Origin of the sequence: Uliginosibacterium aquaticum (assembly GCF_012972705.2) — a bacterium.
In the GTDB taxonomy this organism is placed as follows: domain Bacteria; phylum Pseudomonadota; class Gammaproteobacteria; order Burkholderiales; family Rhodocyclaceae; genus Uliginosibacterium; species Uliginosibacterium aquaticum.
This window is the reverse complement of the sequence record NZ_JABCSC020000003.1, coordinates 402,315-416,326: the sequence shown is the minus strand read 5'-3', so window position 1 is coordinate 416,326 and position 14,012 is coordinate 402,315. Positions and strand designations below refer to the sequence as shown.

The 14,012-nt window shown below is 62.6% G+C and carries 15 protein-coding genes; 3 read left to right on the top strand and 12 right to left on the bottom strand.

What is annotated here, in order from left to right; genetic code table 11:
- Positions 1-83: 83 nt before the first annotated feature.
- The 6 genes from HJ583_RS13275 to HJ583_RS13250 are packed head-to-tail and all read right to left on the bottom strand — an operon-like array spanning position 84 to position 6,203.
- Positions 84-1,370 (bottom strand): sulfate adenylyltransferase subunit 1, encoded by a 1,287-nt coding sequence (locus HJ583_RS13275; protein WP_170022362.1) that lies wholly within the window; start codon positions 1,368-1,370, stop codon positions 84-86.
- A gap of 1 nt (position 1,371) precedes the next feature.
- Positions 1,372-2,307: a sulfate adenylyltransferase subunit CysD gene (gene cysD / locus HJ583_RS13270; protein ID WP_170022361.1), complete on the bottom strand. Its 936-nt coding sequence runs from the start codon at positions 2,305-2,307 to the stop codon at positions 1,372-1,374.
- Positions 2,308-2,344: 37 nt separating this feature from the next.
- The gene (locus HJ583_RS13265; RefSeq protein ID WP_170022360.1) at positions 2,345-3,100 is read right to left on the bottom strand and encodes a phosphoadenylyl-sulfate reductase; all 756 of its coding nucleotides are present in this window, start codon (positions 3,098-3,100) and stop codon (positions 2,345-2,347) included.
- Between the two features lies 1 nt (position 3,101).
- Entirely contained in the window at positions 3,102-3,716 is a 615-nt protein-coding gene (locus HJ583_RS13260) for a DUF934 domain-containing protein (RefSeq protein ID WP_170022359.1), read from the bottom strand.
- A gap of 3 nt (positions 3,717-3,719) precedes the next feature.
- The gene (locus HJ583_RS13255) at positions 3,720-5,402 is read right to left on the bottom strand and encodes a nitrite/sulfite reductase (protein ID WP_170022358.1); all 1,683 of its coding nucleotides are present in this window, start codon (positions 5,400-5,402) and stop codon (positions 3,720-3,722) included.
- A gap of 18 nt (positions 5,403-5,420) precedes the next feature.
- Positions 5,421-6,203, bottom strand: a complete 783-nt coding sequence (locus HJ583_RS13250; RefSeq protein WP_101940811.1) for a sulfite exporter TauE/SafE family protein — start codon at positions 6,201-6,203, stop codon at positions 5,421-5,423.
- A 156-nt stretch (positions 6,204-6,359) separates the two neighbouring features.
- On the opposite strand from HJ583_RS13250, the gene HJ583_RS13245 reads away from it, so the two are divergent.
- Positions 6,360-7,304 carry a CysB family HTH-type transcriptional regulator gene (locus HJ583_RS13245; protein ID WP_101940810.1) on the top strand — a complete coding sequence of 315 codons (945 nt, stop codon included), beginning with the start codon at positions 6,360-6,362 and terminating at the stop codon, positions 7,302-7,304.
- On the opposite strand, the gene HJ583_RS13240 is transcribed toward HJ583_RS13245, so the two are convergent.
- The 5 genes from HJ583_RS13240 to HJ583_RS13220 are packed head-to-tail and all read right to left on the bottom strand — an operon-like array spanning position 7,270 to position 9,978.
- Positions 7,270-7,806: a Gx transporter family protein gene (locus HJ583_RS13240; protein WP_170022357.1), complete on the bottom strand. Its 537-nt coding sequence runs from the start codon at positions 7,804-7,806 to the stop codon at positions 7,270-7,272. The genes HJ583_RS13245 and HJ583_RS13240 overlap by 35 nt on opposite strands.
- Before the next feature lies 1 nt (position 7,807).
- On the bottom strand, positions 7,808-8,191 hold the full coding sequence (locus HJ583_RS13235; protein ID WP_170022356.1) for a NusG domain II-containing protein: 384 nt from the start codon (positions 8,189-8,191) through the stop codon (positions 7,808-7,810).
- Between the two features lie 3 nt (positions 8,192-8,194).
- On the bottom strand, positions 8,195-9,052 hold the full coding sequence (gene rapZ / locus HJ583_RS13230) for an RNase adapter RapZ (protein ID WP_170022355.1): 858 nt from the start codon (positions 9,050-9,052) through the stop codon (positions 8,195-8,197).
- Positions 9,053-9,094: 42 nt separating this feature from the next.
- Positions 9,095-9,298, bottom strand: coding sequence for a DUF1289 domain-containing protein (locus HJ583_RS13225; RefSeq protein ID WP_101940806.1), 204 nt, complete (start codon positions 9,296-9,298; stop codon positions 9,095-9,097).
- A gap of 2 nt (positions 9,299-9,300) precedes the next feature.
- Positions 9,301-9,978: an SDR family oxidoreductase gene (locus HJ583_RS13220; RefSeq protein WP_170022354.1), complete on the bottom strand. Its 678-nt coding sequence runs from the start codon at positions 9,976-9,978 to the stop codon at positions 9,301-9,303.
- A 149-nt stretch (positions 9,979-10,127) separates the two neighbouring features.
- Between HJ583_RS13220 and HJ583_RS13215 the strand changes: the two genes are divergently transcribed.
- Both HJ583_RS13215 and HJ583_RS13210 read left to right on the top strand, forming a co-directional pair.
- On the top strand, positions 10,128-11,150 hold the full coding sequence (locus HJ583_RS13215) for an MBL fold metallo-hydrolase (RefSeq protein ID WP_170022353.1): 1,023 nt from the start codon (positions 10,128-10,130) through the stop codon (positions 11,148-11,150).
- A gap of 30 nt (positions 11,151-11,180) precedes the next feature.
- Positions 11,181-13,001: a PHA/PHB synthase family protein gene (locus HJ583_RS13210; RefSeq protein ID WP_170022352.1), complete on the top strand. Its 1,821-nt coding sequence runs from the start codon at positions 11,181-11,183 to the stop codon at positions 12,999-13,001.
- Positions 13,002-13,075: 74 nt separating this feature from the next.
- Here HJ583_RS13210 and HJ583_RS13205 read toward each other — a convergent pair whose 3' ends face one another.
- A complete protein-coding gene (locus HJ583_RS13205; RefSeq protein WP_170022351.1) occupies positions 13,076-14,011 on the bottom strand; it encodes a ZIP family metal transporter in 936 nt (311 codons plus the stop codon).
- Position 14,012: the final 1 nt, after the last annotated feature.

Sequence of the window (14,012 nt, the reverse complement as noted above, 5' to 3'; positions counted from 1 at the left end):
CTCGCGCGTGCTCAAATCCGGCGCAAAAAAACAGGCCTGCACCTTGCGGTGGAGGCCTGTTTTCCTGGCAGGAACTAACTGGATCAGAGGATCATGCCGGCGCCGACGGTATTGTTGTTGCTCTCGTCGATCACGATGAAAGCCCCGGTGCCACGATTCACGCTGTAGGCATCGGAGAACAAGGGCTGGGCCAGCTTGAAGCCCACCTTGGCGATGTCGTTCATGGCGAGCTGCGTGGCTTCCACATGCTCCTGCGAGTTCACATCCACCTTGAAAGCCACGCCGGTAAGCTTGGCCTTGGTGGTGCGCGTGGTGTGGCGGATCAGGTAGGTGCGGGCCGGCGACAGCGGGGTCTCGGACAGCCAGCACAGCATGGCTTCGATTTCCTTCTTCTGCTCCGGCACTTCGCCGCTCTTGACCAGCATGTCACCGCGCGAGATGTCAATTTCATCTTCGAGCAGGATGGTCACGGACTGTTCGGTCTGGCCTTCAACGATATCCACGCCGCCGATCTGCACCGCCTTCACGCGACTCTCGCGGCCATTCGGCAGAGCGGTGAGCAGGTCGCCGACCTTCACCGAGCCGGACTCGATGCGGCCCTGGAAACCACGGTAGTCATGCAGCTCGGGGTTGGCGGAATCCTGCGGGCGGCACACGAACTGCACCGGGAAGCGGAAGGCTTCGGCGTGGCCCTGGTGGGCGCTTGGGGCTGCTTCGAGCAGATCGAGCAGGGTGGGGCCCTGGTACCAGCTCATGGCCTCCGAGCGGTCCACCAGGTTGTCGCCATTCAGTGCAGACATCGGGATGAACTGGATGTCGCGGCCATCATTGAACAGCCCCATCTTGGCGATGAAAGCCTTGTAGTCAGCAACGATGGCATCGAACTTTTCCTGGTCGTAGTCGATCAGGTCCATCTTGTTCACCGCCACCACGACGTGGGGGATGTTCACCAGATGGGCCAGATAGCTATGACGACGGGTTTGGGTCAGCACGCCCTTGCGCGCATCAATCAGGATGATGGCGAGATCGGCGGTGGACGCGGCCGTCACCATGTTGCGGGTGTACTGCTCGTGGCCTGGCGCGTCGGCAATGATGTACTTGCGCGTGCCGGTGGAGAAGTAGCGGTAAGCCACGTCGATGGTGATGCCCTGCTCGCGCTCGGCCTGCAGGCCGTCAGTCAGCAGCGACAGATCGACCGCTTCCATGCCGCGCTTGGCCGAGGTCTTCTCGATGGCATTGAGCGTGTCGGCGAGGATGGTCTTGGTGTCGTACAGCAGGCGCCCGATGAGGGTGCTCTTGCCATCATCCACGCTGCCGCAGGTCATGAAGCGCAGCAGGCCGTTATCGGTAATGTTTTCGTGTGCAGACATCTCAGAAATACCCTTCCTTCTTCCGCTGCTCCATCGAGGCTTCGGAAGTCTGATCATCGAGGCGCGTGGCGCCGCGTTCAGTAATCGTGGTGGTGGCGGTTTCGATCACGATCTTTTCGACCGTGTCAGCATCCGACAGGACCGGTGCGGTGCAGGGAATGTCGCCGACGGTGCGGAAACGCACGGTCTGGTTGAGCACTTCCTCGCCGGCCTTCGGCACATTGAGGATTTCGCCGCTGGCCAGTTGCACGTTCACCGGCATCATCGCGCCGCCACGCATCACCACATCGCGCTGATGCGAGAAGTAGATCGAGGGCAGCTCGAGCTTCTCGCGCTCGATGTATTGCCACACGTCCATCTCGGTCCAGTTGCTGATCGGGAAGGCGCGGATGTTCTCGCCGCGATGCACGCGGGCGTTGTACAGGCTCCACAGTTCGGGGCGCTGATTCTTCGGGTCCCAGGAACCGAACTCGTCGCGGAAGCTCATCACGCGCTCCTTGGCGCGGGCCTTCTCTTCATCGCGACGGGCGCCACCGATACAAGCATCGAACTCGAATTCAGCAATCGCTTCGAGCAGGGTCACAGCCTGATGCTTGTTGCGCGACTCGTCCGGCGTCTTCAATACGACGGTGCCGCGCTTCATCGAATCTTCCACCGAACGCACGATCAAGCGCTCGCCCAGCTCGGCCGCGCGCTTGTCACGGAAATCAACCACTTCCTTGTAGTTGTGGCCGGTGTCGATGTGCATCAGCGGGAAGGGGAACTTGCCGGGGCGGAAAGCCTTTTCAGCCACCCGCAGCATGCAAATGGAATCCTTGCCGCCCGAAAACAGCAGCACCGGGCGTTCGCACTGGCCGGCCACCTCACGCATGATGTGGATGGCCTCGGCTTCGAGCCAGTCGAGGTGAGAGAGGGTTTGTTTGCTCAGAGTCGTCATGATTGGATCTTCAGCGCGGCCGTGAGGCCATTTGGAATCATTTCTTGTGGAGGCCGCATTCCTTGTTGGCAGGATCCTCCCACCACCAGCGTCCGGCCCGCACATCCTCGCCCACGGCAATCGCGCGGGTGCAAGGCGCACAGCCGATGCTGGGATAGAACTGGTCGTGGAGTGCGTTATACGGCAGGCCATGAATCCGGATATAGGCCCACACTTCCTGCTCGCTCCAGTCGGAGAGCGGATTGTACTTCTCCAGTCCGTTGGCCTCATCGAACTGGCGCACCGGCAGCTCGGTGCGAGTGGCGCTCTGGGCGGCACGCATGCCGGTGATCCAGGCCTTCTTGCCCGCCAGCGCGCGGCGCAGCGGCTCGACCTTGCGGATCGCACAGCATTGCTTGCGCAGCTCGACCGACTCGTAGAAAGCGTTGATGCCCTGACTGCGCACATAACTCTCGACCGCCGTGGCGTCCGGGAAATACACCTTCAGCTTCGTGTTGTAGCGTTTCTCGACCTCGCCCATCAGCGTGTAGGTCTCGGCGGGCAGACGTCCAGTGTCGAGCGAGAAGATTTCGATCGGCAGCGATTCGGACAGGATCAGGTCGGTGAGGACCATATCTTCGGCGCCGAAGCTGTTGGCAAAGGTCACTTCGCCGTGTTCTTCGGCCGCCGCATGCAGCAATTCAAGTGCATTGGCGCGCTTCACCGCGATGTTGGCGCGCACCACTTCGTCGATGGGCGGATTGGTCGCCGGATTCGCCACGCGCGGCTTGAGGAAGGAAACGGTTTCCGCCATCTCAGCCCCGGGCGTAGCGGCGCCACACGGGCTGCTCGATCACGGTCGCACCCTGATAGGGCTCGCTGAAATCCTGGAGCGAAGCCAGCGCGTCTTCAGCCGAGCGATCCGCACGAATGTCATAAGCATTGAAGCCGCAGCGCTTCAGGAAGAAGAGCTGGTCGCGCAGCACATCGCCAAAGGCACGCAGCTCATTCTTGAAGCCGAAGCGCGAGCGCACCAGTGCACCGGTCGAATAAGCGCGGCCATCGGCGAAGCGTTCGATGAACACGGCAATCACCGGGAATACATTCAGGTCGGTCTGGTCTTCGGCCAGGGTCTCGATCAGCTCGTGCGTTGCCAGCCACACGCCGATTTCACCAGCCGCCACACGCGCGGCAAATTCGGCCTTGCGCGCCAGCCACACGGACAGCGGCAGCAATACCTTGCCAGCAGGCACTTCGGTGCCGGCAATCTGCTCGGCGGTGGCGCTTTCGGCGCCGGTGAGCTTGAACAGCACGACCTTGCCGGCCTGCTTCTTCACTTCGGTTTCCACGACGGGCAGACGCACGATCTGCCAGCCATCGGCCGCCACGATTGCCGCGTGACCGTCTTGCAATTTGATCAGGTTGGACATGGCTCAGGCCTCCACTTTCTGCTTGCCCGGCTGGCGGTCGGCATACACCCGCTCCTTGAAGGGCGTGTGACCGAGGCGGCGCACGGTGTCGATGAAACGCTCATCCACGCTGCGGTTTTCGAGATACACGTCGATCAGGCGCTTGACCACGCCGGCGACCTCATCGGCAGCAAAGGACGGGCCGATCACGGCGCCAAGGCTGGCGTCGTTGCCCTGCTTGCCGCCGATGGAAACCTGATACCACTCGGAATCGCCTTTATCCACGCCCAGCACGCCGATATGGCCCACATGGTGATGGCCGCAGGAGTTCATGCAACCGGAAATATTCAGCTCCAGCTCGCCGATGTCGTGCTGATAATCCAGATCGTCGAAGAGCTGCTGGATCGAGGCGGCAATCGGAATGCTCTTGGCATTGGCAAGATCGCAGAAATCACCACCGGGGCAGCAGATGATGTCGGTGATCAGGCCGATGTTGGGTGTCGCCAGACCTGCGGCCCTGGCCTCCTGCCACAACGCGTACAGATCGCCGAGCTTGACGTCGGAAAGCACGATGTTCTGCTCGTGCGTGGTACGCAGCTCGCCATAGCTGTACTTGTCAGCGAGGTCCGCCACCACTTCGAGTTGCTTGTCGCTGATATCGCCTGGAGCAATGCCGGTGGGCTTGAGCGACAGGGTCACGGCACGATAGCCGGCCACCTTATGAGCATGCACATTGCGCTTGAGCCAGTTGGCGAAGGCCTTCTCCTCAGCCGCCTTGGCATCGATGCCCGCATCGCGGTCAGTCAAAGTCTCATAGGCCGGCGCAGTGAAGAACTTCGCCACGCGATCGAACTCGGCCTGGGTAATGGTGTTCGGGCCATCCTTGTGGTGCGCCCACTCAGCCTCCACCTGACGCTTGAACTCTTCAATACCCAAGGCTTTCACCAGGATCTTGATGCGTGCCTTGTAGATGTTGTCACGGCGACCGTGGCGGTTATAGACCCGGATGATGGCATCCGCATAGGTCAGCAGATGCTGCCAGGGCAGCGCGGCCTCGATGACTTCGCCAAGAATCGGGGTGCGGCCCAGACCGCCCCCCACCCACACCTTGATCAGCAATTCGCCCGAGCCATCGCGGTAGAACTCCAGCCCGATGTCATGCATCTGGACCACGGCACGGTCATTGCTGGAGCCGCTCACGGCGAACTTGAACTTGCGCGGCAGCAGCGCGAATTCCGGATGGAAAGTGCTCCACTGCCGAATAATCTCGGCCAGCGGACGCGGATCCACCACTTCGTCCGGCGCGATGCCGGCGAACTGATCGGTGGTCACGTTGCGGATGCAGTTGCCGGAAGTCTGGATGGCATGCATCTCGACCGTTGCCAGTTCGGCAAGGATATCTGGCACATTCTTCAGCTCAGGCCAGTTGTACTGGAAATTCTGGCGCGTGGAGACGTGGGCGTAGCCCTTGTCCCAAGTGCGGGCAATGTGCGCGAGCTTGCGGATCTGCGTCGAATTGAGCAGGCCATACGGCACCGCCACACGCAGCATCGGGGCATAACGCTGGATGTAGAGGCCGTTCTGCAGGCGCAGCGGCTTGAACTCGTCTTCTGACAGCTCGCCGGCGAGGTAGCGGCGGGTCTGGTCGCGGAACTGCGCCACGCGCTCATCCACGATCCGCTGGTCATATTCGTCGTACTTGTACATTCGAGTCTCTCTGATGAATCAATGTGCCGCAATCAGCTTGGAGCCGATCAGCACCAGCATGCAGGCCAGGATGGGGCGCAATACTTTTTCGGGAACCTTGGCGGAAATCTGGCTGCCCACCCAGATACCGGGGAGGGAGCCGAGCAGCAGGCTGCCCAGCAAGAACCAGTCGACGCTGCCCAGCAGCCAGTGACCAATCCCGGCCACGAGGGTCAGGGGTACGGCATGGGCGATATCCGAGCCCACGATGCGATGCGCGGGGAGTGAAGGATACAGGAAGAAGAGTGCCGTTACGCCCAGAGCCCCTGCTCCCACCGAGGAGATCGAGACCAGGACGCCCAGCACCGCACCGGTCAGCACGGTGAGCCAGAAAGTACGGCGCGGGTTAGGCTGGGCCGGTGCGTGGCGCTGGGCAAAAGCCTGCAGCTTCTTGCGAAAGATCAGCGCACCTGCCGTCAGTACCAGCGCAATGCCCAGGAACAGGGAGATCAGCTTGCTGGCGCCGCCGATGCCGCCCGGGAAGAACTGATGGACCAGCAGCAGGGTCAGTGCCGCCCCCGGAATCGAGCCATAGGCCAGCGCCCGGGTAATAGCCCAGTCTACGGTGCCTTTGAGGCTATGGGCCACCGTGCCGCCGGCCTTGGTCACGGCCGCGTAGAGCAGATCGGTACCGACAGCAACAGAGGGCGACACGCCAAAGAGCAGGACCAGCAGCGGCGTCATCAAGGAACCGCCGCCAACACCGGTCAATCCGACAATGGCTCCTACCGCAAAACCGGCGAGGGGGTACATCAGGTCCATGAAATGCTTTCTTGTGTGCTCAGGGGCCGGCAATGCGCAAGCCTGTCCTTGTGAAAGCGGATCTTAGAGGCTGAGATATCTCAAACACCCGGGTTCTTTTCTGGATGCTTAGAACTTTTGGTGATATAGATCCTTAAAGTCCCTCGGAAAGCCGCCATGAACCTCCAGCAACTGCGCTACGTCCTCGAAGTCGCCCGTCACAATCTGTCGGTTTCCGAAGCTGCCGAGGCTCTGTTTACCTCGCAGCCCGGCGTCTCCAAGCAGATCCGCCTGCTCGAAGACGAACTGGGTATCGAGATCTTCGTGCGCCACGGCAAACGCCTCACCGCCATCACCGAGCCGGGCCTGCAGGTGATGGCGGTGGCCGAACGCCTGCTACGTGAGGCCGACAACCTGCGCCAGGTCGGACAAGACTTCCGCAACGAAGACGCCGGGCGCCTGGTGATCGCCACCACCCACACCCAGGCCCGCTACGCCCTGCCCCGTGTCGTAGCCGATTTCATGCGCCGCTATCCTAAGGTGCAACTGCATATCCACCAGGGCAACCCGCGCCAGATCTGCGAGCAGGTGCTCGCTGGCGAGGCGGATATCGCCATTGCCACGGAAGCCGCCAGCGATCTGCCGGATCTGGTGCTGCTGCCCTGCAAGCAATGGAACCGCAGCGTGATCGCACGCAAGGGGCATCCGATCCTGAAGGAAAGCCCACTCACCCTGGAAGCCGCCAGCCGCTTCCCGATCATCACCTACGATTCGGCCTTTGCCGGGCGCGGCCTGATCAACAAAGCCTTCCTGGCCCGTGCGCTGAAGCCCAACATCATCCTCACCGCCATCGATTCGGATGTGATCAAAACCTATGTGAACATGGATCTGGGCATCGGCATCATCGCCAGCATGGCCTTCGATCCGCTGGTAGATCGCGAACTGGCGGCCATGGATGCCTCTCACCTGTTCGAATCCTCCACCACCCGCATCGGCCTGCCGAAGAATGCCTGGCTGCGCGGCTACGCCTATGCCTTCATCGAGATGTTCGCGCCACAGTTGCAGCGCAACGTGGTGGATGCCGCGCTCAGGGGCGGTTCGGCGGCAGATCCGGGTTTGTAGGCTCGGCCAGCAGGCGTGCCGTGATCAGGCCATTGATCGCGCCAAATACCGTGGCAGTGGCCGAAAACACCGGCCACAAACCCCACAAGCCCTCATGCGGCACCAGCCATACGCGCGCCAGCAGCATCTGCCCGGCAATATGCGCAAACGCCGCGACCAGCGATAGACTCACCGCACCGAACCAGCGCCGTGGCAGCCACTGCGCCAGCCCCAACGCAGCCAGGCTAAACAGGCTGCCGGCCAGACTCAGGAAGAAGCCCGGCGCGAACAACTGACCCAGCAGCAGGCTTGCTGCAAACACCCTCAGCAGCGCTACCCAGGCAGCCTCGCGCCAGCCGTGCCGCATCAGCACCAGCAGCACCACGATGTTCGCCAGGCCCGGCTTCACTCCTGGCAAGGGCGTGGGAATGGCCGCCTCCGCCACACTCAAGGCGATGGCCGCTGCCGCGTAACGCGCCACGCGATAGTCGGAAGCATCGGGTTGAAAGGTGATCTGCACCATTTCAATAGCTCAGGGAATCGTAGGACTCGCTACGCCCCTGCAGTTGCAGGCTGACTTCGTTCGGCGCACAGATGGCCGCCGCCCCGGAACGCGTCAGCCAACCCTGCTTGACGCAATACTGGCGTGGCCCCGGATCCGAAACCACGCGCGCCCGGCCTGGCTGTACCTCGATCAAGGTCTTGCCCAGCGGCCCCATGACTTCAATGCCCCCGGGCCGATCCAACGGCAGGCTGGCGACGATCTTGCCCCCGGCCCGCACTACGGCGAGGCTCGGGCGATCCGGTCCCCATAGCTGCAGTGCGGCCAGCACGGTAGCTGCTACGGCGACCAGTACGGTCAGGTAATCCCCGGGGCGCAGCAGGGCCAGCCAGGCACGGACAGCCATCCCTCAAGTCTTCTTCAGACCGGCATCCAGCGAGCGATGGCGCACGATCACGCGCGCCTGCTGGGCAAACTCACGCGCTAGCCACTCCGCCAGATACACCGAACGATGCTGACCGCCAGTGCAGCCAATCGCCACGGTGAAATAGCTGCGGCCGTCATGGCAAAAGCTGGGCAGCCAGTCAGCGATGAACTTGCGAATGTCCTGCGCCATGCGACGCGCGTCATCCGAAGCTTCAAGGAAGGCAATCACCGGCTGATCCAGCCCGGTCAGCGGACGCAGGGCGGGATCGTAGTAGGGATTGGGCAGACAGCGCACATCGAAGACGAAGTCCGCATCCACTGGCAGGCCGTGCTTGAAGCCGAAGGACTGGAACAACAGAGTCGGCCCGACCGTTGGAGCAGACTCGATCAGCTCGCGAATCCAGGCCCGCAGCACGTTCGGATGCAGGGCGCTGGTATCGATGCGTTGGCCAAGTTCGGCCACATGCGCCAGCAGCTCGCGTTCGCGATCGATGGCTTCCTTCAGCGTGGTCTGGTCTTCAGCCAGCGGGTGGCGCCGGCGCGATTCGGAGTAACGCGCGATCAGGGCTTCATCACGCGCGTCAAGAAAAATGAAGCGCAGGTCGGGGACCATTCCACGCACATGGACAATCACCTCGGGCAAGGCTTCGATGGAAGCACCTGCGCGCACATCCACCGCGACGCCGACACGCTGATAACCCTCGGCCTGCAATTGCGCGACAAGTTGCGGCAACAGGGTGGCGGGCAGATTATCGACGCAGTAATAACCGGTGTCTTCGAGCAGCTTGAGGGCGATACTCTTGCCGGAGCCCGAAAGGCCGCTGATCAGGGTGAGTTGCATGCGGGGACCTGCTGGATGAGTCTGCGCAGAGGATAGCGAATTTCAGCGCCGCAAGGCTTGATGTATGGTCTGGTACGCGACGCGGCGTTCAGCGCAGCGCGCCAGGATCTGCTCCCGCTCAGCCGCATCGGCTGCATGCCAGCCGGTGATTTCATCCAGCGTGCGAAAGCAGCCGACGCAGGTATCGGTGCGGCCATCCAGGCAGCACTCGCGCACACAGGGTGAGGCCGGCAACTCAGCAGCCATGTTTACCAGCTCAGGTTGCGGCCGGTGTAATCAAGGAAGCAGCCGTTATCGTCCACACCGGCATCGGCAATCACCTGGCGCAAACCTTCCACCGATTCGCTCACACCGACCAGCGCATTCGGCCCGCCCATCTCGGTACGTACCCAGCCCGGATGCAGCGCGATCACCGTTGCGCCCTGCGGCCCGTACTCGTTGGCCGCCGCCTTGACCACCATGTTCGAGGCCGCCTTGGAGCAGCGATAAGCCAGTGCGTCCGCACCGCTGGTCTCGTAGATCGACCCCATTTTCGACGACAGCACCGCAATCACACCCTTGGCCTGTGCCACGCTGGGAGCCAGCACCTGAATCAGGCGCATCGGCCCGAGCACGTTGGTATGCATCACTTCATCGAAAGCCGCGTCGCCGGGCGCGGCAAAACTGCCGGTGTCCGGGCCGAACACGCCGGCATTGCAGATCAACAGATCCAGTGGCTCATCGTCCAGGTGCCAGCCCAGCGCGGCGACCGATTCCGGGTCCGTCACGTCCAGCGCCTGCACATCCACATCCGCCGGCAGCCAGCCACGCGCCTGCTCGGGCGAGCGACAACAGGCGATCACCCGCCAGCCCTCGGCCGCGTACTGCACGGCAAACTCCAGGCCGATGCCACGGCTGGCACCGGCAATCAGCACGGTCTTGCTCATTTCGCAGGTTCCTGTCAGCTAGAGGCATGTGCCCCTGTCATGTTCCGCCTCATTATGGGCGCTCATGTGCGGGAAGGGTAGACTCGGGCGCCCGACGTCTTGCCGCCACAGTTTGTGCGGCGCACAATCCAGCACAAGAGCCCGCCACCATGAGCCGTCTCATCGAATATCCCTTCACCCTCGCCCCGGAAGCGCCGGCCCTGCTTGAAGTGGCAGCAGGTGTGCGCTGGCTGCGCATGGCCCTGCCATGGAGCCTCAATCACATCAATCTGTGGCTGCTCGACGACGGGGAAGGCGTGGCGCTGGTCGATACCGGCCTAGGCGATCCGCCCTCACGCGGCTTATGGACAGCGGTACTGGAACAACTCGGTAGCCCCCTCACGAAGATCATCGCCACCCACTACCATCCGGATCACCTAGGCAATGCCGAATGGCTCTCGGCCGCGACCGGGGCGCCGATCTGGATTTCGATGGCGGAATACCTGCTGGCCCATGCCCTGCATGCCCAGACCAGCGGCTTCGACATGGCCAGCCAGCACGCCCACTTCCAGCGCCACGGCCTGGACGCAGACCGGCTCGCGAAGATGAACGCGCGCGGCAACATCTACCGGCGTGGCGTGCCCACCCTGCCCAGTCACTACCGCCGCCTGATCGACGGCGATGTGCTTGAAATCGGTGGCCGCGGCTGGCACGCCATTGCCGGCTACGGCCATTCGCCCGAGCACATCGCGCTGCACTGCGCCGAAGCCGGTCTGCTGATCTCAGGCGACATGCTGCTGCCGCGCATCTCCACCAACATCAGCGTCCCGGCCGCGATGCCCGAGGAAGACTCGGTCGGTCGCTTCCTCAGCTCGCTCGAACGCTTCCGCCCGCTGCCTGCCGACACGCTGGTGCTCCCTGCTCACGGCCTGCCCTTCCGGGGCATACCTGCCCGAGTGGACCAGCTCGCCGCGCACCACGCCGAACGCGATGCCACTATGCTCGCAGCGATGCGGGAATGCCGCAGTGCAGCAGAATTATTGCCGGTGCTTTTCCCGCGCGAACTCGACCCCCACCAACTCATGTTTGCCCTGGGCGAAGCCATCGCCCACCTGAACCATCTGTGCCGGCAAGGCCGCGCCCAGCGCATTGAAGAAGCAGAGGGCCTGATCCGTTATCAGGCTCTGGATTGAAACCCCCGCTTGCTCTTTCAGGAGTTCACCATGGCAGCCCCCCAGACCGAAACGCCCAAAGCCGAACTGCCGGACCCGCAGGAAGTTGCTCGAACCTACGCTGAAGTGGCTCAACGCGCCTCCAAGCTGCTCACCGAGCACATGCAGCGCGAGAGCAAGCGCGGCATCCAGCCGCCCTCGGATGAGCTGGGCGTGGCGCAGGCCTTCCTGGACATGATGAAGAAGCTGCTGGCAGATCCCTACCGCCTGGCCACGGCGCAGATGAATCTGGTGTGGGATTACTTCTCGCTGTGGCAGCACTCCATGCAGCGCCTGTGGGGACTCTCGCCAACACCGGTGGCGGCGCCAGACAAATCCGACAAGCGTTTCAAGCATGAAGACTGGCAGGACCATTTCCTGTTCGACTTCATCAAGCAGAGCTACCTGATCACCGCCCGCCACATTCACGACACCGTATCCAGCGTCGACGGGCTGGACGAAGAGAGCCAGCAGAAGGTGAACTTCTACACGCGCCAGTACATCGACGCACTGGCCCCCTCCAACTTCGCCTTCACCAACCCGGAAGTCTTCCAGGAAACCATGCGCTCGCATGGCCAGAACCTCATCAAGGGCTTCAACAACCTGCTGCGCGATGTGGAAGAAGGCGATGGCAAACTGCGCATCCGCATGACCGACACCAGCGCCTTCGAACTGGGCAAGAACGTCGCCACCACGCCGGGCAAGGTCGTGTTCCAGAACGACATGATGCAGCTCTTGCAGTACACCCCCAGCACCGCCAAGGTGAATACTCGTCCGCTGCTGATCGTGCCGCCCTGGATCAACAAGTACTACGTGCTCGACCTGCGCGACAAGAACTCCTTCATCAAGTGGGCCGTGGATCAGGGCAATACCGTGTTCGTGATCAGCTGGGTGAATCCGGATGCCCGCCATGCTGAAAAGAGTTTCGACAGCTATCTCTCCGAAGGCGTGCTGGCCGCCCTCGATGCGGTGATCGAGCAGACTGGCGTAAAAGAGGTGAATGCCGCCGGCTACTGCCTGGGCGGCACCCTGCTGGCCAGCACCCTGGCCTACATGGCGGCCAAGAAAGACAAGCGCATCGCCTCAGCGACCTTCTTCACCACCTTGCTGGACTTCTCCCAGCCGGGCGAGCTAGGCGTATTCATCGACGAGCCGCAGGTGCAAGGCCTCGAAAAGAAAATGGCCGCGCGCGGCTATCTCGAAGGCAGCGAAATGGCTACCACCTTCAACATGCTGCGTGCCAATGACCTGATCTGGTCCTTCGTGGTGAACAACTACCTGATGGGCAAGGACCCCTTCCCCTTCGACCTGCTCTACTGGAACTCGGACTCCACACGCCTGCCGGCTAAGATGCACAGCTTCTACCTGCGCAAGATGTATCTCGAGAATGCCCTCAGCGAGCCGGGCGGCATCGAGCTGTGTGGCGTGAAGATCGACCTCTCCAAAATCAACGTGCCCTGCTACTTCATCTCCACCATCGAAGACCACATAGCGCCCTGGAAGAGCACTTATCTCGGTGCGCTGCGCCTGGGCAAGACACCGCGCTTCGTGCTCGGTGGCTCCGGCCATATTGCCGGCATCGTCAACCCGCCGGTTGCCAACAAGTACGGCTTCTGGGTGCGTGAAGACGGCAAGCTGCCCGACAACAGCGAGGACTGGCTGAAGGATGCCAGTCACCAGGCCGGATCGTGGTGGACCGACTGGCAGGCCTGGGCACAGGCACAGGATCCGGGCCAGGTTGCCGCCCGTGATCCCGCCACGGGCAAACTACCGGTCCTCGAAGATGCACCGGGTAGCTATGTGAAAGCGCGCCTGGACAAGGCACCGCGCTAAACGACGACCCCGCATGTGCAAAGGGGCGCATGCCGCAAGGCTGCGCCCCTTCCTTTGGTTTCGCCAGCCCGGCCTCAGCCCAGGGCTGTATCCAGCACCATCATAAGAACGAAACCCGCCATCAGGCCCAGTGTGGCCGGCGTCTGATGGCCATTTCGGTGGGTTTCCGGAATTACTTCGTGTGACACCACGAAAATCATCGCCCCGGCCGCCAGTCCCAGACCCACGGGATAAGCCAAGGCAAAGCCCCCGGCCAGACCGAGCCCCAGCACGGCTCCCAGCGGCTCCATCAGACCGGACAGCATGGCCAGCAGCACGGCACGAAGATTGCCGACCCCCGCAGCCCTGAGCGCCATCACCACCGCCAGCCCTTCCGGAATATCCTGAATCGCAATCGCCGTCGCCAGCGGCAAGCCGACCGATACATCGCCACGCGCGAAGCCCACGCCCATTGCCATGCCTTCGGGCAGGTTGTGCAACGTGATCGCCAGCACGAAGAGCCACACCCGGTTCAAGCGTTCCGCGCCTGGCCCGCAATCACCGCAGCTCTCATGCGTGTGCGGCGTGAACTGGTCCAAACCCAGCATCAGCAAAACCCCAAGCCCCAGCCCGGCCGCGACCACCAACGCCCCTAGTACGCCACTCCCGGTAAGCGTTTCGGCGGCAGCGATGCCCGGCAGGATCAAGGAGAAGGAACTCGCGGCCAGCATCATCCCGGCAGCAAAACCGAGCATGCAGTCTTCCGCCTTCTGCCCCACATTACGCAGCACCAGGCCACTCGCAGCCCCCAGTGCGGTCGTGGCAAACCCCGCCAGACCGGCCAGCATGCCCTGCCGCACCCCGGGCGCCGCCACACCGGCAAACAGGCTGACAACACTCTGCACCAGCAACAGCAAGACCAGCCCCCCCGCTAGCAACAAGCCCGCCGCGGTGAAGGGGTGTTTGCGCGCGTGATCCAGCCAGCTGGCACGAAAGGAGGAATTGGAAAGGGCTGTGGCGGCGGTATTCATG